Genomic DNA, 21,361 nt, shown 5'->3' on the forward strand with positions numbered 1-21,361 from the left:
AAATGAAATTTTAAAAATTAAAATGACAAAGTTTTTCAAAAAAAACCGCCGTAAAAAATACGACGGTTAGATTTTTATTTACAACATTGAAAATGTTCGGTTTCACAATTTTTTCCTTGAGCGGAACATTCTTTCATACATTCTGTATTACAATTAGTCATAGAAACAGATTTCTTTTGTGAGGCAGAAATCATGGTTTCTATTTTATGTTGTCTGTCTTTTTCTATTTTTTCGGCAAACATAGAAGCTAGTGTAGGAGCAATAACCAATGAAACAATAGACATTAACTTAATCAAAATATTCATTGAAGGTCCAGAAGTATCTTTGAACGGATCTCCTACTGTATCTCCAGTTACTGAAGCTTTGTGCATTTCAGAACCTTTATAATATGTTTCACCATTTACATCCACTCCTTTTTCAAAAGATTTTTTCGCATTATCCCAAGCTCCTCCTGCGTTATTCTGGAACATTCCCAGTAAGACACCACTTGCAGTAGCTCCTGCTAAAAACCCTCCTAAAACTTCAGGCCCCCAAATAAAACCAACTAATAATGGTGTAACAATAGCGATAGAACCTGGTAATAACATTTTTTTGATAGAAGCATCCGTAGAAATAGCAACACATTTATCATATTCTGGTTGTCCAGTTCCTTCTAAAATTCCTGGAATTTCTCTGAACTGTCTTCTTACTTCTTCTACCATTGCCATAGCAGCTTTTCCTACTGCATTAATCGCTAATGATGAGAAAATAAACGGAATCATTGCCCCAATAAAAAGCCCCGATAAAACATCTGCTTTATAAATATCAATACCATCAATTCCTGCAATTCCTACAAATGCTGCAAATAGTGCTAAAGCTGTAAGTGCTGCTGAAGCAATTGCAAATCCTTTTCCAGTAGCTGCAGTAGTGTTTCCTACAGCATCTAAAATATCTGTTTTTTCTCTTACACTTTTTGGCAAATCACTCATTTCTGCAATTCCACCTGCATTATCCGCAATCGGTCCAAAAGCATCAATCGCTAATTGCATAGCAGTAGTTGCCATCATTCCAGCAGCAGCAATGGCTACTCCATATAAACCTGCACAAAGATAAGAACCCCAAATTCCCGCAGAAAGTACAATCATAGGTAATAAAGTAGATTCCATTCCTACAGAAAGTCCGCCAATAATGTTAGTTGCATGTCCTGTAGAAGATTGTTTTACAATACTTGTTACAGGTCTTTTTCCCATTGCTGTGTAATATTCAGTAATAATAGACATCAATGTTCCCACTACTAAACCTACCATAATTGCTCCAAAAACACCCATTCTGGTAAACTCAAAACCTCTTAAAGACATATTTTCAGGAAGAATGAAATTCACTAAAAAATAAGAAGCAACTGCAGTAAGAATAATACTTCCCCAGTTCCCCATGTTTAATGCTTTTTGAACTTTAGCAGTGGTATCTTCTGTTTTGTCAGAAATTTTAACAAAGAAAGTTCCTATAATTGAAAATACAATTCCAGTTCCTGCAATAAGCATTGGTAAAAGAATTGGCGCAAAACCTCCATAATTATCTACTGATAAAGTTTCTCTACCCAAAACCATCGTTGCTAAAACAGTAGCCACATAAGAGCCAAATAAATCTGCTCCCATTCCTGCAACATCTCCCACATTATCGCCTACATTATCCGCAATCGTAGCTGGATTTCTAGGATCGTCTTCAGGAATACCTGCTTCTACTTTCCCTACTAAATCTGCACCTACATCTGCTGCTTTGGTATAAATACCACCACCAACTCTTGCAAACAAAGCAATAGATTCTGCTCCCAAAGAAAAACCAGTCAATATTTCGATGGCTCTTTCCATTTCGTGAGAATCTACACTGGCTTCTGGCGCAAAAATTTGTTTAATAATTAAGAATAAAGAACCTAAGCCTAAAACAGCAAGACCTGCAACTCCCATTCCCATTACAGAACCTCCAGTAAAAGAAACTTTAAGCGCTTGAGCTAATGAAGTTTTAGCAGCTTCTGCTGTTCTTACATTTGATTTAGTTGCGATTTTCATTCCTATATAACCTGCTGTAGCCGAAAAAACAGCTCCTACAGCAAATGCTACTCCTATACTCCAATGAGAATTAGCATTGCTAAATCCCATAATTCCCAATAATATACCTACCACAATTACAAAATAAGTAAGGATACGATATTCAGCTTTTAGAAAAGCCATCGCTCCATCTGCAATATGACCACTAATGGTTTTCATTCTGTCATTACCTGCTGGTTGCTTACTTACCCAAGAACTTTGAACGAAGGTGTAAAGTAAGGCTATGACACCAAAAAGAGGTACCAAATAAAATAGTAAATTCATAGAATATTAATTTTTGTTAACAATTGATGGGACTAATATAGTAAAAACAATAACACAAAAAACAAATTTAGATTTAAGATTTTTTAAGTGATGATTTATATCGTAAAGTAGTGAAAATAAAACAAAAAAATCTAGCGAATATTCGCTAGATTTTGTAAATTTACTCAAATTTCGGTTTTTACATAATTCCCCCAAATTTGTCAGAATAGTCTTTTTGTGAAGCTACAATTACTTCTTTAGCATGTTCAGCTCCGTATATTTCTTCTATTCTACAAGTTGCTTCTTCATAAGGAAGATTTTTATAAGTTAAGAAGTAATGTTTTAGTCTGAAAACTTCAGCTTGTGGCAATTCAGAAATATCTCTGATGTGACCATACACTTGATCTCCTACCATTACTGCTACGATTTTATCATCTGCTTCACCTTTGTCAATCATTTTAAAACCGCCAACTGGAATCGCATCCATCAATAAACCACCAGAATGAATATTATGTGAACTTAACACCAAAATATCCAATGGATCGTGGTCACCTTCTGAAACATCTACTGCTCCTTCTCTAATCGCTAATTTTTTAACTTCTTCGTGGCAATACGTTCTAGGAATAAAACCGTACAATGCTGGAATAATATTCGAAAATTTCTGTGGTCTGTCTACTTTTAAATATCCACTTTTTTTGTCTACTTCATACTTAATTGTATCTGCTGGAACTATTTCTATGAAAGTAGTTACCACATTTGGAGCATCATCTCCTGCAGAAACTCCATGCCATGGATGTGCTTTAAAATTTGGAATCATAATTATACTTGTTTCTAATTTTTACAAAGTTAAGATAATAAAATGGCATCTTTTCTTAAATCTTCTATAGTGTTTGCTATAAAATCTTCGCCATTTACATAATTCATTAAAAATATGGTTTTGAAATCTTGTAAACTTGCAGTATTACTAAGACTTTCGTAAGTTTTTCTCATCAACTGAATAACATTATTCTTAGATGCAACAACATTCTCCCAAGAATTTCTAGAAATATACAATTGCTGAGAACTGTTATACTCAAATTCTTCTGTAATATTCTTTTCTAAAAGATAAATAAACTCATGAATCGCTAAGTCTTTATCAAACTTATTGACCAAATTCGATGGTTTTATTCTTTCTAAAAAAAGCGTCATTCTTTCGTAGGCTTGCATTTTCAAATCTCCATTTGCCTTTACCGCTAAAAGCTTTAACTCCTTGTTTTTCATATTAATATAAGTAAAAACAAATTGTCTCAATAAAAAAATTATTGGGAGCGCAATGATTAATGCAAAAGCATAAGGAAGCATGTTTTCAAAATTCATTTTACGAAAAATTGAGGGTGCAAAGATAGGAATAATTATTGTCTAATAAAATACGATATAAGCAACTGAATCTTAGAGTTTTCTACGAAAGCGTAATTTTCTTCTGTCGCGCCAAAACGCCTATAAAATTCTGCAATTTCAGAAATATTACTTCCATGAAAGTTAAAATCCTTTTTTTCGATATTTTTTCTGAAAATTTGGTCAAGAATAATAGACGACAAATTATACTTAGAAAATTTCTTATCATTAATAAAATTGACCAAAAAATCTTCTTTTTCGGATTCTATTAGATAAGCTTGTGAAGCTAATTTCCCATCAAAATACAATTCATATACTTTTAAAAGATTTTGGCTCAAAAAGTTTTTCATATTTTCAAAAGCTCGCTTTTTCAAAGAAAAATTTGGAAAACCAATTACATTCTCTATAAAAAAAGATTCACAATGATTCAGAATTTCGGCTTCTGTGAATGTTATTTTATCCTTCAAAACATCTGTAATCCTTACGTTTCTTCTTCTGTGAATAGAGTATTTCTTTTTGATATTTTCGTAATCTTCAGCAAACAATTTATAGTTTTTTCTAGTTTTTAAAAGAGTTGTAAACTCATTTTTGGCATTAAAAGCATAGTAAAACACTTTATAATTTTGTTGAAAAAACTTTAAAAAAGATTCATTTAATTCAGGAGTATCTTTTTCTGAAAAAACCCCTAATTGTTGAGTTTGCAAAGGCATTACCACAAAGTTAAACCCCCATTTTTTCGCTAAAGGAATGGGCATTACTGCTTCGTAATCATTATCAACAAGAATTTCCCAATTTTGATGAAGCAAAAGGTCTAAATACTTTTTCTCGGCAAAGAAAATGTATTGTTCAGAATGCTCTAAACAATTTTGATATTTCTGCCAATCTATTTCTTCATATTTCAGTCGCTTTATCATAATAAACCTGCTTCTGCGAAACTGTAAAATGAATTTTCGCCAATGATGATATGGTCAAGCAATTTAATATCTAAAATTTCGCCAGCATTTTGAATATTTTTAGTCATTCTAATATCGGCTTCACTAGGCGTGAGAACACCAGTAGGATGATTATGCGCCACGATAATATTGGTGGAAAAATTTTCTAAAGCTTCTTTAAAGAGCACTCTCACATCTACATGAGTAGCAGAAATTCCGCCTTTTGAAATTTGAGTTTTTTTAATCAGTTGATTTTTTTGATTCAAGAAAATTACCCAAAACTCTTCTGTTCTGAGGTCGGAAAGATGTGGCAAAAGTATTTTATAAGCCTGTTCAGAACTTTTGATAATCAATTTCTCTGGAATTTCTTGCGATGCTTTTCTTCTGCCAATTTCCAGCGCTGTAGCAATAGAAATGGCTTTTGCTTCACCAATTCCTTTGAATTTCATCAAATCTTTTATGGAAAGTAAACTCAGGTTTTGCCAGTTATTATCTACACTTTTCAAAATTTTCTGAGCGAGTTCTACAGCAGATTCTTCCGTATTACCGCTTCCTAAAATAATCGCCAATAATTCTGAATCTGAAAGCGCAGATTTACCCTTCAAAAGAAATTTTTCTCTTGGTCTGTCATCTTCTGAAAGGAATTTTATCGACATTTCTTAAGGTAAAAGTAAAGGTAAAGGTTGAGTTAAGACATGTTTTTTTATAAAATTAATCCGTCTTTCATGACTAATTTTCTATCTGTACTTTCTGCCAGTTCTTTATTGTGCGTTACTATCACAAAAGTCTGATTATATCTGTCTCTTAAATCAAAAAAAAGTTGATGCAGCGCATCTGCATTTTTGGAATCTAAATTCCCAGTGGGTTCGTCTGCAAAAATAATTTTCGGAGAATTGATTAAAGCTCTGGCTACAGCTACACGCTGGGCTTCACCACCAGAAAGTTCTTTTGGTTTGTGCTGAATTCTATGTGCAATGTGTAATTCTTCGAACAAAAGAAATGCTTTGTCCATAGATTCTTTTTCGTTTTTCCCAGAAATTCTCGTTGGCATCAATACATTTTCTAAAGCTGTAAATTCTGGTAATAACTGATGATGCTGAAATACGAATCCTATGTTTTCATTTCTAAATTTAGAAATCTCTCTATCGTTCATTTTTAGAAACGATTGATCACCAATCGTTAATTCAGTTCCGTATTTATCTATATGAGAAGGCAAATCTAAAGTTCCCAGAATGTGCAGCAAAGTAGATTTACCAGCTCCTGATTCCCCAACAATGGAAACAATTTCTCCTGTTTTTATTTCTAAGTCTACTCCTTTTAGAACTTCTAAATCACCGTAAGATTTGTGAATATTTTTCGCTTTAATCATAGTTCAAAAATAGTAAATAGATGTGAGATACGAGATATGAGACATGAGATTTTTTAAATATTCTAAAAATCACAATTAAAAAATCCTTTCAAAAAAATGAAAGGATTTTTAATATATAAAATTGTAAAATTTTACAGTAACATAGTCAACGGACTTTCTAAATAAGTTTTAAGAGTCTGTAAGAATTGTGCACCTGTAGCGCCATCTACTACTCTATGGTCACAAGCTAAAGAAAGTTTCATAGTATTTCCTACCACGATTTGGCCATTTTTAACCACTGGTTTTTCAATAATTGCACCTACTGAAAGGATACAAGAATTCGGTTGGTTAATAATCGAAGTAAATGTTTCGATTCCAAACATACCAAGGTTAGAAATAGAGAAAGTAGAACCTTCCATTTCATTCGCTTTAAGACCTTTTGATTTCGCTCTAGAAGCCATATCTTTTACAGATGCAGAAATTTGATTATAATTCATATAATCTGCATTTTTAAGAACTGGAACTACTAAACCATCTGGAATTGCAACAGCTACACCTACGTTAATATTTCCGTGGTGAATGATTTTATCACCTGCCCAAGAAGAATTTACTTGTGGGTGTTTTCTCAATGCTAAAGCAGTAGCTTTAATTACCATATCATTGAAAGAAACCTTAGTATCTGGTAAACTATTCAGCTCTTTTCTAGCTTCGATAGCTTTGTCCATATTAATTTCTACCATTAAATAGTAGTGAGGTGCTGTAAATTTACTTTCAGAAAGTCTTTTTGCAATTACATTTCTTACTTGAGAGTTTACTGTTTCTGTAGTTTCACCTGCAACGAAATTCATAGCAACTTGAGCAGCAGGAGTAGAAGCTACGCTTGTAGAAACCGCAGCAGTTTGCTGAATTGGATCTGCACTTGGTTGATAATTTTCAATATCTTTTTTAACGATTCTTCCGTTGTCACCACTTCCTTTAACGGTTGAGATATCAATTCCTTTTTCTGAAGCCATTTTTTTAGCTAAAGGAGAGATATTAATTCTTCCACCTGTAGAAGTTGTAGTAGAAACTGTAGCATTTACCGATGGGGCAGTTTCTGTTTTTGGAGCTTCTGGAGCAACTGGAGCAGCAACTTTTCCGCCACCTGCAACAATTGCAGACACATCTGTTCCAGCAGGACCAATAATAGCTAAAATTTCATCAACATTTGTTGCATTTCCTTCTGAAACTCCTTGGTAAAGAAGCGTTCCCTTAAATTCTGATTCAAAATCTTGAACCGCTTTATCTGTTTCGATTTCTGCAAGAATATCACCTTCTTTTACATCATCTCCTACATTTTTGTGCCATTTAGCCACTTTTCCTTCAGTCATGGTATCAGAAAGTCTAGGCATAGTAATTACTTCTACACCTGCAGGAATCTCTGCTGAAACAGCCGAAACTTCTGGTGCAGAAACTGCAACTTCTTCTTTCTTTTCTTCTGTTTGAGGAGCAGAATTACCTCCTGAAACTAAACCAGAAATATCTTCTCCGGCATTTCCTATAATTGCTAAAACGCTATCTACAGGAGAATTATTTCCTTCTTCTGTACCAATGTATAAAAGAGTACCGTTAAATTCTGATTCAAAATCTTGAACGGCTTTATCTGTTTCGATTTCGGCTAAAACATCGCCTTCTTTTACTGTATCACCTACTTTTTTATGCCATTTTGATACTTTTCCCTCGGTCATTGTATCAGAAAGTCTGGGCATTGTAATTACTTCAGCCATAATTTTTATATTGATTTGAGATTCGAGATTCGAGATTCGAGATTTAAAACTCAAAGAATTTCAAACTCAAATTTCAAATTTCAAATGAATTTAAAATTAATTTTCTAATTTATCTAAGAATGGATAGTTTGGTTCAGAATAAACATATTCATAAACTTTTTCTGCATCTGGATACGGAGATTCTTCTGCAAAAGCTTCACATTCTTCTACAAACATTTTAGATTTTTCTTCGATAGCTTCTAATTCTTCTTCAGTAGCCCATTTGTTTTCTAAAATTCTGTTTTTAACTAAAACGATTGGGTCTTCTTCTTTTTTAAGAGCTACTTCTTCTTTAGTTCTATAAGGTTCAGCATCTGACATAGAGTGACCTCTGAATCTGTAAGTTCTAGCTTCTATGAAAGTAGGTCCGTCTCCTCTTCTTGCTCTTTCCACAGCTTCGTAAGCTACTTCTGCTACTTTTTCTGGATCCATAGCATCTACAGGCATACAAGGCATTTCGTAACCTAAACCTAATTTATAGATATCTTCGTGGTTTGCTGTTCTAGAAACTGATGTTCCCATAGCATATTGGTTATTTTCTACCACGAAAACTACTGGAAGTTTCCAGTTCATTGCCATGTTAAAGGTTTCGTGTAAAGCACCTTGTCTTACCGCTCCATCACCAAAATAACAAATGGTAACTCCACCTCTTTCAAAATACTTATCTGCAAATGCAATACCAGCTCCTAATGGAATCTGACCACCTACAATTCCGTGACCTCCGTAAAATCTATGCTCTTTTGAGAAAATGTGCATAGAACCACCTAATCCGTTAGAAGTTCCTGTAGCTTTACCGCACAATTCAGCCATAATTCTCTTAGGATCTACTCCCATTGCCATAGGATGTACGTGACATCTGTATGCTGTAATCATAGCATCTTTAGTAAGATCCATAGCATGTACAAATCCTGCAGGAATAGCTTCTTGGCCATTGTATAAGTGTAAAAAACCTCTAATTTTTTGTTTTAGATAAAGAGAACGGCATTTGTCTTCAAACCTTCTCCACATTGTCATATCTGCATACCATTGCAAATAAACTTCTTTAGAAAACTCTTTCATTGATAAGTTTTAATTTGTTGATTTTTCAAAATTTAAAATGCCTTTTGAGAGCATTTTTCTGAATAATATGCAAAAATAGTAAAATTCTTTTGTTTATAAGAAAACTTATGTCACAAATAATGATGATATTTGTTTCTTTAAATATTATATTTTTGAAAAAACATTTATAAATCCATGTCTAAGAAAAATTTTTCTGCTGTTGTATTCCTTTCTAAAGTAATTTCTAACCTACTCAATCCACTTTTTTCGCTATTAATTTTCTTTGTTTTTTTTGCATACGTAAAAATGACTTGGGAAGAATCTTTAGTCAATATTTTATTGATGATTGGTTTAGTAGTTATTCCTATTTTTTCATGGATTGGCTGGAATGTAAAAAAGGGAAACTACACCAACATGGATGTTTCTGACCGAAAACAGAGAAACAGTCTTTATCTCTTTAATTTTATAGTCATTGCTATTTATACTGGGGTTTTGTATTTTACAAAGCAAAGAACAGACTTGCTTTTTATCATTGTTTTCTTGTTTATTCTCATGCTGATTATGCACATCAGTAATTTTTTCATCAAAAGTTCTATGCACACTGCTTTTAATGTTTTTGTAACAGCGCTATTCTTTTCTTTGAATCCTATTTTGGGCATTATTTGGTTCGTTCTTACATCATTTGTAGCCATTTCTAGAATTATTCTGAAAAGACATACGCCAAAAGAAGTCATTATGGGAGCATTTATTGGAACTATAGTTTCTTTAGCATACTTATACTTTAATATTCAGACATTTCTATAATCTTAAAATTTTTACTACATTTATAACTCAATTTCAAGAATATGGAAAATCTTAAATCCTTGACTTCTGGTGAAGAACAAGTCATGAAAATCATTTGGAAACTTGGCCCTACTTATCTTAAAGACATTATGCTTGCTTTTCCCGAGCCAAAACCACACCAAAATACCGTTTCTACTTTTTTGAAAAATTTGGTTACCAAAAACTATCTAAAACCTGTTTCTGAAGGAAGAATTCATAAATATGAAATCTCTGTAACTCAGGAAAATTATAAAAAAACACTGTTAAAAAACTTCATTCTTAATTTTTACGATAATAATCCTAATGCTTTATTAGTGGACTTAATGAACGAAGGAATGGTTCAGCTTTCTGTGCCTGAAAAAGAAAAGGACAAAGACAAAAAGAAGAAAAAGAAAAAGAAAAAATAACTCTGTTGGATAATGGATGTTATAGGTGAGAAGTTTATGAAATAGAGCACCCTTTTTCCAACTTCAAAACATACATCATGATTACAAAATTTAAGGAAATCTGGGGGAAAACCGACGATATTATTTTAAGATATCCAATGGTTCTTACCGCAGCGCTTATTGCAGCTATTTCTGCAGTTGTTGCAATAGAAATTGACCATCAAGACAATCAGTTTTTGGTAACCAAATTGGCTTTTACCGGATGTTTGGGAATTTCGCTGATGTTTGGTATTAAAATGCTCTCTCAAAGAATTGGTAGAGGTTTTCTTTTAGAAATTTTGGGAGCTGCATTTCTCGTTTGGTTCTATTTTTATTTGCCAAACTCCGAAAAGCAATTTACAGAAGTAAATGGTTTTGTGATTTTTGCGTTGGTCATTTTATCACACTTATTCGTTTCATTTTCAGGATTTTTGAATAAAAAACCAGAACTTAATTTTTGGCAATTCAATAAAAATTTATTTATCAATATTTTCTTGACTGCCGTTTTCACAGGCGTTTTGGTTTTGGGAGTTGTTTTGGCGATTTTGGCGGTTGATAAATTATTTGACTTCAATTTTAACAATAATCTTTATCCTAAAACCATTCTGTTTTTAGCCATTTCAGGAAGCACTTTCATTTTTCTAATTTTTAACGACAAAGGAATTTTTCAACTCGAAAAAGACGGAAGCTACCCACAAATCCTAAAATTTTTCACACAGTTTGTTCTTATTCCGCTATTATTAATTTATGTAACCATTTTATATTTCTACGCAGGTAAAATATTGATTAACTGGGAATTACCACGAGGTTGGGTTTCTTATCTCATCTTGATTTATTCAGTGGTTGGGATATTAGCATTGCTTTTGGTTCATCCACTGAAAGAAGAATCTGCAAAATCTTGGGTAAAAGTTTTCTCCAAAATTTTCTATTACACGCTTATTCCATTATTGGTTTTACTTTTTGTAGCGATTTTTACCAGAATTTTAGAATATGGTTATACAGAACCGAGATATTTCGTTTTGTTATTGGCAATTTGGCTTACCACAGTCGTTTTTTATTTTATTTTTTACAAAAAAGCGACCATTAAATTTGTACCGATTTCACTGTTTATCTTCGGTGTATTTGCATTGATTTTCCCTTATGTCAATGCTTTTTCTACCGCTAAAAGAAGTCAAAAAACAGAATTACAACAAATTCTAACCAAAAACCAACTTTTAGAAAAAGGAAAAATTAATTTTGAAAAAGCGATTCAAGATTCAGTGGCTATTGAAATTGCCAATAAATTTCAATTTCTAAACGAAAGAAATCAACAAGCATTTCTACTGAATTTTATCCCAAAAACTCATCTTTCTAAATTCAAAAAAATATTAGAAAAAGAAAGATATATGGTGAACTCAGAAATAAGAATTTCTTTCAAAAACACCCTTAAATCTAAAGAAAATAAAGATTATCAGTATAATTATCAAGGAGTGTTTTCTAGCAAAAGAAATTATGACATTCAGAACTACGAAAAACTTATTGTTTTTAGCAATATTGATATTCAAAATGAAGAACAATTAAACGATTATAAGCTAAAGACAAAACCAATTAGAAATAGTTATATTTTCTCAGGATATATCATTGATTTAGAATCACCTACTAAAGTTACTCAATCTTATGATTTAACTCCATTTCTCAAAAAACAATTAGAAAAAGATAATGCAGACCAACTCAGTACTCCATTGGAAGAAATCTCTACAGAATTTGATTTGCACCAGTATCATTTCAAAGTATATTTTTCAGAAATCATCAACAATAAAGTAAACAAAAAAGATGATATTTCTGTGAGAGACATGGTCATTTTAGTCAAGAAAAAATAATTTCGAAATAGACCAATAAAAAAAGCGACTCATTCCTGAGTCGCTTCATTTTTTTCTTTGAAAAAAGATTGTTTACCAACGGCTTCCACCTCTATCGTTTCCACCTCTGTTATTTCCGTAACCACCTCTGTTTCCGTAACCACCACCTCTGTTGTTATCGAAACTTCTTCTTGGTTTTTCTTCTCTTGGTTTCGCTTCAGAAACGTTAAGTTCTTTTCCGTTAAATTCTTTACCGTTTAGAGCTTCAACTGCTTGTTGACCTTCTTCATCACTCATTTCTACGAATCCGAAACCTCTACTTCTACCTGTTTCTTTGTCTGTAATAATTTTGCACGAAGTAACTTCGCCAAATTCTGAAAATAAATCTTGTAACTGATAATCTTTAGTTACGTAATTGATGTTTGAAACAAAAATGTTCATTGTTAAAAAAATTAAATTAAAATTGTCCTAAATGATTGAATTATAAAAGATGACAAAAAACGAATGAACATTATTTTGAAAAACATTTATAAGAAATCTTTCGCAAGATACAACAATAAATGACATAAACAATTTTTATTTTGGCGTGCCCTATTTCCCAAATCCTAAATTCCTGTAAAATAGGTCGTTCTACGCTCACTCGCTTCCCGAAAATAAATTTTCGGGAGAGCTCAGACAAATCGCTTCGCACTCACGCAAACTCCCGTTATAAAACACCACTTAACCTCAAAAAAACTACTCAACCTTTACCTCTACCTCTACCTAATTCTACGCCACTTTATGCCCCAAACTGGCTTCTAAAAGAGTAAACCAATCTTCTATTGTTAAATTTATTTCTAGAGATTTTCTAAGAGATTTTATGCTTTCCGCTTTAGATGTTCCTATAATCGGTAAAATTTTAGCAGGATGTTTTAGGAGAAACGCAAGTAAAAGTTGCGCTTCGTCTGCATTATATTTTTTAGACAAATCACCCAAAACAGACTTTATTCTCGCTGTTCTTTCAGAATCTTCTGCGAAATAACTTCCCATCACACTCCAAGCCATAGGTTGCAACTTTTTCATCATCATTTGGTCAATCGTTCCATCGTAAAAAGCTTTGGTTTCCGTCAAAGAAATTTCTACTTGATTGGTTACCAATTGCGGAAAATATTTAGAAATTAAATCAAACTGAGTAACAGAAAAATTGCTCACCCCGAAATCTCTCACTTTTCCAGAACTTCTTAAAATCCCAAATGCAGCAGCTATTTCTTCAGGATTCATGAGTGGAGACGGTCTGTGTAATAATAGCAAATCTATATAATCTGTTTTTAGATTTTTTAAACTCTCATCTACCTGATTCAGAATATATTCTTTAGAATAATTATAGTATTTCAACGGAAAATTTTTCTTTTCAGAAGGCATACAAATTCCACATTTAGTAATCAACTGAATTTTTTCACGTTCAATTTTCATCTCAGAAAAAGCATTTCCGAACAATTCTTCTGTAGTATAACCACCATAAATATCGGCATGGTCAAAAGTATACAAACCTTCTTCTAAAGACGTTTCTATTAATTTTTGCACACCACTTTCAGAATGATTGGCTCCCCAAATTCCCCATCGCATTACCCCAATGATAATTTTTGAAAAATCCATAATTTTAATTTTTATCAAAGATAAGAAAACTACATGTTCTAAAAGTTGTATTTTTGTGAATATATGATGGCTATTCACATTAAAAACATGGTTTGTAACCGCTGTATCACTGCAGTGGAAGACGTCTTTCGAAAGTCTGAAATTGATTTCGTTTCGGTGAATTTGGGTTGGGTGGATATTTCTACAGAAATTTCAAAAAATCAGCTTCAAAAACTCAACGAAAATTTACAAAAAATAGGTTTTGAAATTCTAGAAGATGCATCACAAAAACAAATTGAAAACATCAAAAAACTGATTTTAGAAAAAGTTCAGAATCTTGATATTAATGAAGATTTCTTGCTTTCTAAATACCTTTCAGATCAACTCAACAAAGAATACAGCAGTATTTCTAAGGTTTTTTCACAAACAGAAAACATTACTTTAGAACAATATTTCATTCTTCAAAAAATTGAAAAAGTAAAAGAGCTTTTGATTTATCGCGAACTCACGCTTTCTCAAATTGCAGACAAACTGGGTTATAAAACCGTTCAACATCTTTCTCAACAGTTCAAAAAAATCACAGGATTTTCGCCATCACAATTTCAGGAACTCAAAGAAAAAAAGAGACTTCCTATTGATTTGATTTAAAATTTTCATTTCACAAAATCTTAAAAATCTAAATTTCATAACATTCTGCCATGATTTGATAATGGTTTTTATTTGATTAATTTTGAAATTTGTATCAAAATTAAGAAAGATGAATACCAAAAAATATAACGTTCTGGGAATGTCTTGCGAAGGCTGTCAGAAAAAGATTTCTTCTGCTTTAAATAATGTTGAAGGAATAAAAGCAGATGTAAATCTCGCAGGAAATTTCGTTGAAATCACTTCTGAACAAGAAATAGACTTAGAAAAACTTAATTCTGAGCTTAAAAATGCAGGAAACTACGTTTTAGAAGATCCAGAAAAACCAAAATCTACAGAATTTATTCCACCTCAAGACAGAGTTTCTATAAGTTCGGTTTATTATTGCCCAATGGAATGTGAAGGCGATAAAGTCTATTTCGTGCAAGGTAAACGTTGTCCAGTTTGCAATATGTATTGCGTTCCGATTGAAGAAAAGCAATCAGCAATCAGCAATCAGCAATCAGCTGAAAGCAAAAAGCCGACTGCAGAAAGCGGTTACTATTGTCCCATGTTTTGTGAAGGCGATAAAACCTATCCCGAAAATGTAGGTTGCCCAGTTTGCGGAATGGATTTGGTTAAAATCACTGGCAATGATGATGAATCTGAAGACGATACCTATAAAAATTTGAAAAAGAAATTTTGGATTTCGGTTGCTTTTACGCTTCCCGTTTTTATTTTATCGATGGGAGGAATGTTTTTTGAGTTTCCTTTTAGTTCAAGAATTTCTGGAATTTTACAATTGATTTTCACGCTTCCTGTCGTATTTTTCACGGGTTGGTTTTTGTTCAAAAGAGCTTGGATTTCTTTTAAATCTTGGAATCTTAATATGTTTTCATTAATTGGTTTGGGAGCAAGTGCTGCTTTTATTTACAGCATTTTCGCACTCACTTTTCCGAGTTTAATTCCGCATGAATTTATGCAAAATCATCACGAAGTACCGTTGTATTTCGAAGCAGTTGCCGTGATTTTAACTTTGGTAATTTTCGGACAAATGTTGGAAGCAAAAGCCCATCAAAAAACCGGAAACGCCATTAAAGAATTGATGAATCTATCGCCAAAAGAAGCACATCTTATTCAGAATAATGTAGAAAAAAATATTTCAATTTCAGAAGTTAAGATTGGAGATATTCTAAAAGTAAAACCAGGAGAAAAAATTCCAGTTGACGGAGAAATCATCGAAGGAAATACCACGATTGACGAAAGCATGATTACAGGTGAACCTATTCCTGCTGAGAAAAAATTAGGCGACAAAGTAACTTCTGGAACCATCAACGGAAACCAAGTTTTCCTCATGAAAACAGAGAAAATTGGCAAAGACACGCTACTTTCTCAAATTATTGAAATGGTAAATGCTGCAAGCCGAAGTAAAGCGCCAATCCAAAAACTAACGGATAAAGTTTCTAAAATTTTTGTTCCTGTGGTGATTGCTATTTCAGTTTTGACGTTCATTTTTTGGTATTTTTTCGGTGGAGAAAATCGTGCGATTTTTGCTTTGGTTAATGCTTTAGCGGTTTTAATTGTAGCTTGTCCTTGCGCTCTTGGTTTGGCGACACCAATGTCTGTAATGGTAGGAATTGGAAAAGGAGCAAGAAATGGAATTTTGATTAAAAACGCAGAAGCTTTGGAAGAAATGGAGAAAGTAAACGTGATTATTACTGATAAAACAGGAACTTTAACCGAAGGAAAGCCTTCTTTGACTCAAATTTTCTCAGAAAATATTCCAGAAAATGAAGCATTACAGTTGGCGGCTTCTCTCAATAAAAACTCTGAACATCCACTTTCACAAGCGGTTTTAAATAAAGCTAAATTCTTCGACTCCGCTCAGAATGACAACTTAAAAGAAGTTAAAAACTTTGAAAACATTTCAGGTAGAGGAATTTTAGGAGAAATTGATAGCAAAAAATTGTTCCTTGGAAATATTCATTATCTCAAAGAAAATCATTTTGAAATTTCTGAAAATCTACTTCAAAAAGCCCAAATTCTAGAAAACGAAGCAAATACCGTTTCTTACTTAACCATCGATGAAAAAGCTGTGGCTGTTTTTGGTTTTAAAGATAAAATCAAAGACAATGCAAAATCTGCCATCAAATCTTTACAAAATAAAGGCATTGAAGTTATCATGATGACAGGCGATAATGAAGCCACTGCAAAACACGTTGCAGAAAGTCTTGGCATCAAAAAATATTTTGCGAATTGTCTTCCTCAAGACAAAATAAACGAGGTTAAAAACCTCCAAACTCAAGGAAAAATTGTTGCTATGACAGGCGATGGAATCAATGATGCTCCTGCTCTAGCACAAGCCAACGTAGGAATTGCAATGGGAACAGGAACTGATATTGCTATGAATTCCGCAGAAATTACTTTACTGAAAGGCGACATTTCTGGCGTTGCAAAATCTAAAATTTTGAGCGAAAAAATGATGAAAAATGTAAAAGAAAACTTGTTTTTTGCTTTTGCTTACAACACACTCGGAATTCCGATTGCTGCAGGTTTACTCTATCCTATTTTTGGAGTTTTATTGTCTCCAATGTTTGCTGCTGCTGCCATGAGTTTTTCTTCCGTTTCTGTGATTGCTAATTCTCTGAGATTGAATAATGTGAAGTTGAAAATTTAACTAAAATTCACACGAATGCACAAATATTTCATAAATTCGTGTATTCGTGGCAAAACTATAAATTAATGAAAAAGAAACTCGTCGTTTTATCAGGAGCAGGAATTTCGGCAGAAAGCGGAATTTCTACATTTAGAGATTCTAACGGACTTTGGGAAAACCACAGAATAGAAGATGTGGCTTCGCCAGAAGGTTTTGCTAGAAATCCGCAGTTGGTTTTAGATTTTTATAATTTAAGACGAAGACAATTGAAAGACGTAAAACCCAATCTCGCTCACGAAATTCTTGCAGAATTAGAACAATATTTTGATGTACATATCATCACCCAAAATGTAGATGATTTACACGAAAGAGCGGGTTCTAATAAAGTGATACATCTACACGGAGAATTGAAAAAAGTACGTTCTATAAATGATGAAACGCAAATTTACGACTGGGAAGAAGACTGTAATTTGGGAGATATAGATGAATTGGGAAACCAACTTCGTCCACATATTGTTTGGTTTGGTGAAATGGTTCCTGAAATGGAAAATGCTACCGAAATCGCTTCAGAAGCAGATATTTTCATCGTGATAGGAACTTCTATGCAAGTGTATCCTGCTGCTGGATTGATTCATTACGTTCCAAAAAATTGTGAAATTTTTGTGATTGATCCACATTTAGAAAACCAATTCACCAAACATGAAAATTTCTTGAAAACTTCTGCTACAGAAGGAATGAAGATTTTAAAAGAACGATTATGACTAATCCTAAAATAGGTTTACAAGTTTTACATTAAAATACCAATCCGGAAGATATTGATTTTCCGGATTTTTTGTGGATTGTTTCCGGGGTTTTCATCTTCAGACTAAGATGTGGTCTTTTGTTGTTGTAAATATAAATACTTTCTTTAACCATTTGTTTTAAATCCTGAATGTTTTTGCATTTATAAATTAAAAATTCCTGCTTCAATATTCCGTTTATTCTTTCTGCCAAAGCATTTTGATAACAATCATAGCCATCTGTCATTGAGGGTTTTATTTTGTTTTCAACAAGTACTTTCTGATACACTTCTGAGCAATATTGCAATCCCCTGTCTGAGTGATGAATAAGCGGAAGATGTGTTGTTCTGTTTTTAACGGCCATTTTCAGAGCTTTGACTACATTTTCAGCATTCATATTTTCACTTAATTCGTAACCCATTATTTTTCTGCTGTAAGCATCCGTAACCAAAGATAAATAACAGACATTCGTTTTGGTTTTTATATAAGTGATATCGCTTACAAATACCTGTTCTTTTCTTTTCAGGCAAGTCGTTTTCAAAAGGTTGGGGTGTTTTCTGAGCCAGTGTTTGGAGAAAGTTGTTCTTGTATATCTTTTCTTAGGATAAATAAGCAGGTTTTCTCTTCGTAAATAATTGAACAGCGCATCTCTGCCTATTTTTATCTTTTCAAGCTTGAACTTATTTTTAAGCAAATAATAAAGTTTTCTTGTTCCTATTCTGGGCTGTTCTAAACGAATCTCCTCAACGAATTGTTTAACTTTCTCCAATTCTTTTTCCCGAACACATACTCTTTGGCGCTGCTGGTAAATGGCTTGTCTGCTTATCCCAAACAATCTGCAGATTTTGGATAAACTCAATCCTTTTTCTTGGAGTTGTCTGACTGTTTGGGCGTAAACTTTTTTCGAATCTGTGTGCCGTATTGCTTGTCCGAGATATCAATCATCATATTGAGAACTTTGGTTTTCAGTTTCTCATCAGCTAATTCTTTCTCTAATCTTTTAATCTTTTCGGCGGGTGTTTCTTTGGATTGTAACATGGTATGAATGGTGGGTTTGCTCCAATCTAAATTACCATATTTTCTGAGCCAAACCAAAACGGTGCTTCTACCTTGGATACCGTAATGTTGCTGCGCCTGTTTGTAAGTGAATTCGCCCTTTTCTACACGACTTACAATACCTAATTTAAAAGCCATTGTGTAATCTTGTTGTGTACGCTTTTCTACTGTCTTCTCTCGATTTTCCATAATAAGTCTATTGGGTGTAAACTTATTTTAGGACGGGTCATTATTAAAATAAAAAGCGAGAAAAAATCTCGCTTTATTTATACCATTTTTTCTTTAACCAAAGACTTGCTTTTACCAATAAAATAAGCACTGGAACTTCGATAAGTGGACCAATGACTCCTGCAAAAGCTTCTTTAGAATGAATCCCAAAAACTGCAATCGCAACTGCAATCGCGAGTTCAAAGTTATTTCCAGTAGCGGTGAAAGAAACTGAAGCGTTTTTATCATAATCTATTCCTAATTTACGATTGATAAAGAAACTCGTGAAAAACATCAAAACAAAATAAATCACCAATGGAATCGCTATTTTAATCACGTCAAAAGGCAATTCTACAATTTTATCGCCTTTTAAACTGAACATCACCACAATCGTAAACAGCAATGCATACAAAGTAATGGGCGAAATTTTCGGAACGAAAACTCTATTGTACCACTCTTTTCCTTTTTGAGCAATCAAGAAATATCTTGACAAAAAACCTGCAACAAAAGGAATTCCCAAATAAATGGCAACACTTATTGCTACATCTTTCATGGGAACTGAGATTTCAAAATCTCCAAAACCTAAATATTGCGGTAAAAAATTAATAAATAACCAAGCGTAAAAACTGTACGTAAACACTTGAAAAATGCTATTTAACGCCACCAACATTGCGGCATATTCACGATTTCCAGAAGCCAAATCATTCCAAACAATCACCATTGCGATACATCTTGCCAAACCAATTAAAATCAATCCAACCATGTAATTGGGTTCGTCTTTCAGAAAAATAATTGCCAAAACGAACATCAAAATCGGACCAATAATCCAATTGAGAATTAATGAAACTCCCATTGTTTTACGGTCTTTAAAAGCCATAGGTAAAAGACTATAATCTACTTTGGCTAACGGTGGAAACATCATGAGAATCAAACCAATCGCTAATGGAATATTAGTGGTTCCGCTAGAAAACTGATTGATGGTTTCTGGGATTGATGGCACCAATTTCCCGAGTAATACTCCGAAAATCATTGCTGAAAAAATCCATAATGTTAAATATCTGTCGAGAAATTTCAGTTTGGGTTTCATGTTAATTTTTATGAGTCTGTTTTATGATTTTCTTAAATTTTCAAAGACAAATTTCATTTCTGTAGCGATTTCTAAACTTCTGTTGAAATATGTTTCGTTCATTTCAGCAGTTCCATCAGATTTTTTAGGATCTTCATATTTAATGGGAATTCTGGCTTCTGCTCCGTAAACAATCGGGCAATTTTCGTCTGCAGAATCACACGTGAGAATAGCAGCAAATTCTGACTTCGGATTAAAATCATTATCATATTTTTTAGAAAAACAAATCACCGCATGTTCATTTTCGGCAAATTTTACCGCATAAACAGGATTTTCAGTTTCTGATAATTTTAAAATTTCAAAACCTTGATTTGTAAGCGTTTCAGAAATTTTTGGAAACATGGCTGTTGCTTCTGTTCCACCAGAATAGCAAAAAACATTTTCAATTTGATAATAATTCGCCATTGTTTGTACCCAAATCTGTGAAAGATGGCTCCTTCTGGAATTATGAGTACAAATAAAATTTAATCTAACTTCTTCATTTTCAGACCTTTTAGAAGAGATAAATTCAATTAAAGGTTGAAGGATTATTTTTCGTTCCTCAGAAATTCTTTCTGTGGAAAGTTGAGAAATTATTTCTCTAATTTTTAAGTTCATTTGATTATTTTGATAGTTTTAAAATCGAAAAAGCGCCTCTCGTCACCAAGATAAAAATAAGAGTTCCAATGGCTAAATCTGGCATTTTGCTATGTGTAAAATAGACTAAAACCCCAGCAATTATCACTCCTAGATTGATTATCACATCATTATTGGTAAAGATTACACTCGCCTGAATATGTGCTTCTTTGCTTTTACTTTTTTGCAAAAGATAAAGACAAGCTGCGTTCCCTAATAATGCAAAAAACGAAATAAGCATCATCATTTGAAATTCTGGAACTTCTGTTTTTACAAAAAATCTTCGCAAAACTTCTGTTAAACCTAAAATTGCCAAAATTAACTGAAAATATCCGCTGATTTTGGCAACATTATTCTTTCTTTCAATGGCTTTTCCAACTGCAAATAAAGCCAATAAATACACAAAACTATCTGCCAACATATCTAGACTATCGGCAACTAATCCCATAGAATTAGACCAAAAACCATAGAAAATTTCTAGCAAAAAAAAGAAAAAATTGATTCCTAAAACACTCCAAAGCAATTGTGTTTGATTTTTGTGTTCTTGGAGTTTTTCTTGCGTAAATTCTGTAGAAATATGCTGTGTATCAAAATTTAGTGTTTCTAATTGTTTGAAAATTTCTTCTTCATTTTCATGATGAAAAACCAATAATTCCCGATTGGGAATATCAAAATCCAAGGCTTCAATCGATTTGAAATTCTGGAGCTTCATTCTGATGATTTGCTCTTCTGAAGGGCAATCCATTTTATGGATTTTGAATTTGGACTTTTTCAT

The 21,361-nt window shown here is 32.9% G+C and carries 20 protein-coding genes; 6 read left to right on the forward strand and 14 right to left on the reverse strand.

What is annotated here, in order from left to right:
* Window positions 1-74 precede the first annotated feature (74 nt).
* The 8 genes from KKQ76_RS04885 to pdhA all read right to left on the reverse strand — a co-directional run bounded on the left by KKQ76_RS04885 (window position 75) and on the right by pdhA (window position 8,845).
* On the reverse strand, window positions 75-2,348 hold the full coding sequence (locus tag KKQ76_RS04885) for a sodium-translocating pyrophosphatase (protein ID WP_213196075.1): 2,274 nt from the start codon (window positions 2,346-2,348) through the stop codon (window positions 75-77).
* A gap of 178 nt (window positions 2,349-2,526) precedes the next feature.
* Window positions 2,527-3,144 (reverse strand): inorganic pyrophosphatase, encoded by a 618-nt coding sequence (locus tag KKQ76_RS04890; RefSeq protein WP_069798390.1) that lies wholly within the window; start codon window positions 3,142-3,144, stop codon window positions 2,527-2,529.
* Between the two features lie 29 nt (window positions 3,145-3,173).
* Window positions 3,174-3,683 (reverse strand): DUF7935 family protein, encoded by a 510-nt coding sequence (locus KKQ76_RS04895; RefSeq protein ID WP_213196076.1) that lies wholly within the window; start codon window positions 3,681-3,683, stop codon window positions 3,174-3,176.
* A gap of 35 nt (window positions 3,684-3,718) precedes the next feature.
* Entirely contained in the window at window positions 3,719-4,615 is an 897-nt protein-coding gene (locus KKQ76_RS04900) for a hypothetical protein (RefSeq protein ID WP_213196077.1), read from the reverse strand.
* On the reverse strand, window positions 4,612-5,289 hold the full coding sequence (gene radC, locus KKQ76_RS04905) for a RadC family protein (protein ID WP_213196078.1): 678 nt from the start codon (window positions 5,287-5,289) through the stop codon (window positions 4,612-4,614). Before radC ends, KKQ76_RS04900 begins: the two co-directional genes overlap by 4 nt.
* A gap of 47 nt (window positions 5,290-5,336) precedes the next feature.
* Window positions 5,337-6,002 (reverse strand): ABC transporter ATP-binding protein, encoded by a 666-nt coding sequence (locus tag KKQ76_RS04910; RefSeq protein WP_069798382.1) that lies wholly within the window; start codon window positions 6,000-6,002, stop codon window positions 5,337-5,339.
* Window positions 6,003-6,133: 131 nt separating this feature from the next.
* Entirely contained in the window at window positions 6,134-7,747 is a 1,614-nt protein-coding gene (locus tag KKQ76_RS04915) for a pyruvate dehydrogenase complex dihydrolipoamide acetyltransferase (protein WP_213196079.1), read from the reverse strand.
* Between the two features lie 96 nt (window positions 7,748-7,843).
* The gene (gene pdhA, locus KKQ76_RS04920; protein WP_213196080.1) at window positions 7,844-8,845 is read right to left on the reverse strand and encodes a pyruvate dehydrogenase (acetyl-transferring) E1 component subunit alpha; all 1,002 of its coding nucleotides are present in this window, start codon (window positions 8,843-8,845) and stop codon (window positions 7,844-7,846) included.
* A gap of 174 nt (window positions 8,846-9,019) precedes the next feature.
* Between pdhA and KKQ76_RS04925 the strand changes: the two genes are divergently transcribed.
* From KKQ76_RS04925 to KKQ76_RS04935, 3 genes are all read left to right on the forward strand, one after another.
* On the forward strand, window positions 9,020-9,628 hold the full coding sequence (locus KKQ76_RS04925; protein WP_213196081.1) for a phosphatase PAP2 family protein: 609 nt from the start codon (window positions 9,020-9,022) through the stop codon (window positions 9,626-9,628).
* A gap of 41 nt (window positions 9,629-9,669) precedes the next feature.
* Window positions 9,670-10,053, forward strand: a complete 384-nt coding sequence (locus KKQ76_RS04930) for a BlaI/MecI/CopY family transcriptional regulator (protein ID WP_213189282.1) — start codon at window positions 9,670-9,672, stop codon at window positions 10,051-10,053.
* Between the two features lie 77 nt (window positions 10,054-10,130).
* A complete protein-coding gene (locus KKQ76_RS04935) occupies window positions 10,131-11,930 on the forward strand; it encodes a DUF4153 domain-containing protein (RefSeq protein ID WP_213196082.1) in 1,800 nt (599 codons plus the stop codon).
* A 72-nt stretch (window positions 11,931-12,002) separates the two neighbouring features.
* On the opposite strand, the gene KKQ76_RS04940 is transcribed toward KKQ76_RS04935, so the two are convergent.
* Together KKQ76_RS04940 and KKQ76_RS04945 are read right to left on the reverse strand one after the other, a co-directional pair.
* Complete coding sequence (locus KKQ76_RS04940; RefSeq protein WP_069798372.1) at window positions 12,003-12,350, reverse strand: RNA recognition motif domain-containing protein; 348 nt, start codon at window positions 12,348-12,350, stop codon at window positions 12,003-12,005.
* A gap of 327 nt (window positions 12,351-12,677) precedes the next feature.
* Window positions 12,678-13,544, reverse strand: a complete 867-nt coding sequence (locus KKQ76_RS04945; RefSeq protein WP_213196083.1) for an aldo/keto reductase — start codon at window positions 13,542-13,544, stop codon at window positions 12,678-12,680.
* 63 nt (window positions 13,545-13,607) lie between these two features.
* Between KKQ76_RS04945 and KKQ76_RS04950 the strand changes: the two genes are divergently transcribed.
* From KKQ76_RS04950 to KKQ76_RS04960, 3 genes are all read left to right on the forward strand, one after another.
* Window positions 13,608-14,171 carry an AraC family transcriptional regulator gene (locus tag KKQ76_RS04950; RefSeq protein ID WP_246501345.1) on the forward strand — a complete coding sequence of 188 codons (564 nt, stop codon included), beginning with the start codon at window positions 13,608-13,610 and terminating at the stop codon, window positions 14,169-14,171.
* Between the two features lie 109 nt (window positions 14,172-14,280).
* Window positions 14,281-16,824 carry a heavy metal translocating P-type ATPase gene (locus tag KKQ76_RS04955; protein WP_213196084.1) on the forward strand — a complete coding sequence of 848 codons (2,544 nt, stop codon included), beginning with the start codon at window positions 14,281-14,283 and terminating at the stop codon, window positions 16,822-16,824.
* Window positions 16,825-16,889: 65 nt separating this feature from the next.
* Window positions 16,890-17,564, forward strand: coding sequence for an SIR2 family NAD-dependent protein deacylase (locus KKQ76_RS04960; RefSeq protein WP_213196085.1), 675 nt, complete (start codon window positions 16,890-16,892; stop codon window positions 17,562-17,564).
* A 31-nt stretch (window positions 17,565-17,595) separates the two neighbouring features.
* On the opposite strand, the gene KKQ76_RS04965 is transcribed toward KKQ76_RS04960, so the two are convergent.
* From KKQ76_RS04965 to KKQ76_RS04980, 4 genes are all read right to left on the reverse strand, one after another.
* Window positions 17,596-18,827, reverse strand: a protein-coding gene (locus KKQ76_RS04965; RefSeq protein WP_246501308.1) for an IS3 family transposase whose coding sequence is annotated in 2 segments (ribosomal slippage) — window positions 17,596-18,479 and window positions 18,479-18,827 — 1,233 coding nt in all. Because the reading frame shifts where the segments join, the coding sequence is not laid out codon by codon here.
* A 73-nt stretch (window positions 18,828-18,900) separates the two neighbouring features.
* Window positions 18,901-19,932 (reverse strand): ACR3 family arsenite efflux transporter, encoded by a 1,032-nt coding sequence (gene arsB / locus KKQ76_RS04970; RefSeq protein WP_213196086.1) that lies wholly within the window; start codon window positions 19,930-19,932, stop codon window positions 18,901-18,903.
* Between the two features lie 21 nt (window positions 19,933-19,953).
* Window positions 19,954-20,568: an arsenate-mycothiol transferase ArsC gene (locus KKQ76_RS04975; protein ID WP_213196087.1), complete on the reverse strand. Its 615-nt coding sequence runs from the start codon at window positions 20,566-20,568 to the stop codon at window positions 19,954-19,956.
* Between the two features lie 4 nt (window positions 20,569-20,572).
* Window positions 20,573-21,361 (reverse strand): cation transporter, encoded by a 789-nt coding sequence (locus KKQ76_RS04980; RefSeq protein ID WP_213196088.1) that lies wholly within the window; start codon window positions 21,359-21,361, stop codon window positions 20,573-20,575.

Origin of the sequence: Cloacibacterium caeni, from assembly GCF_907163105.1 — a bacterium.
In the GTDB taxonomy this organism is placed as follows: domain Bacteria; phylum Bacteroidota; class Bacteroidia; order Flavobacteriales; family Weeksellaceae; genus Cloacibacterium; species Cloacibacterium caeni_A.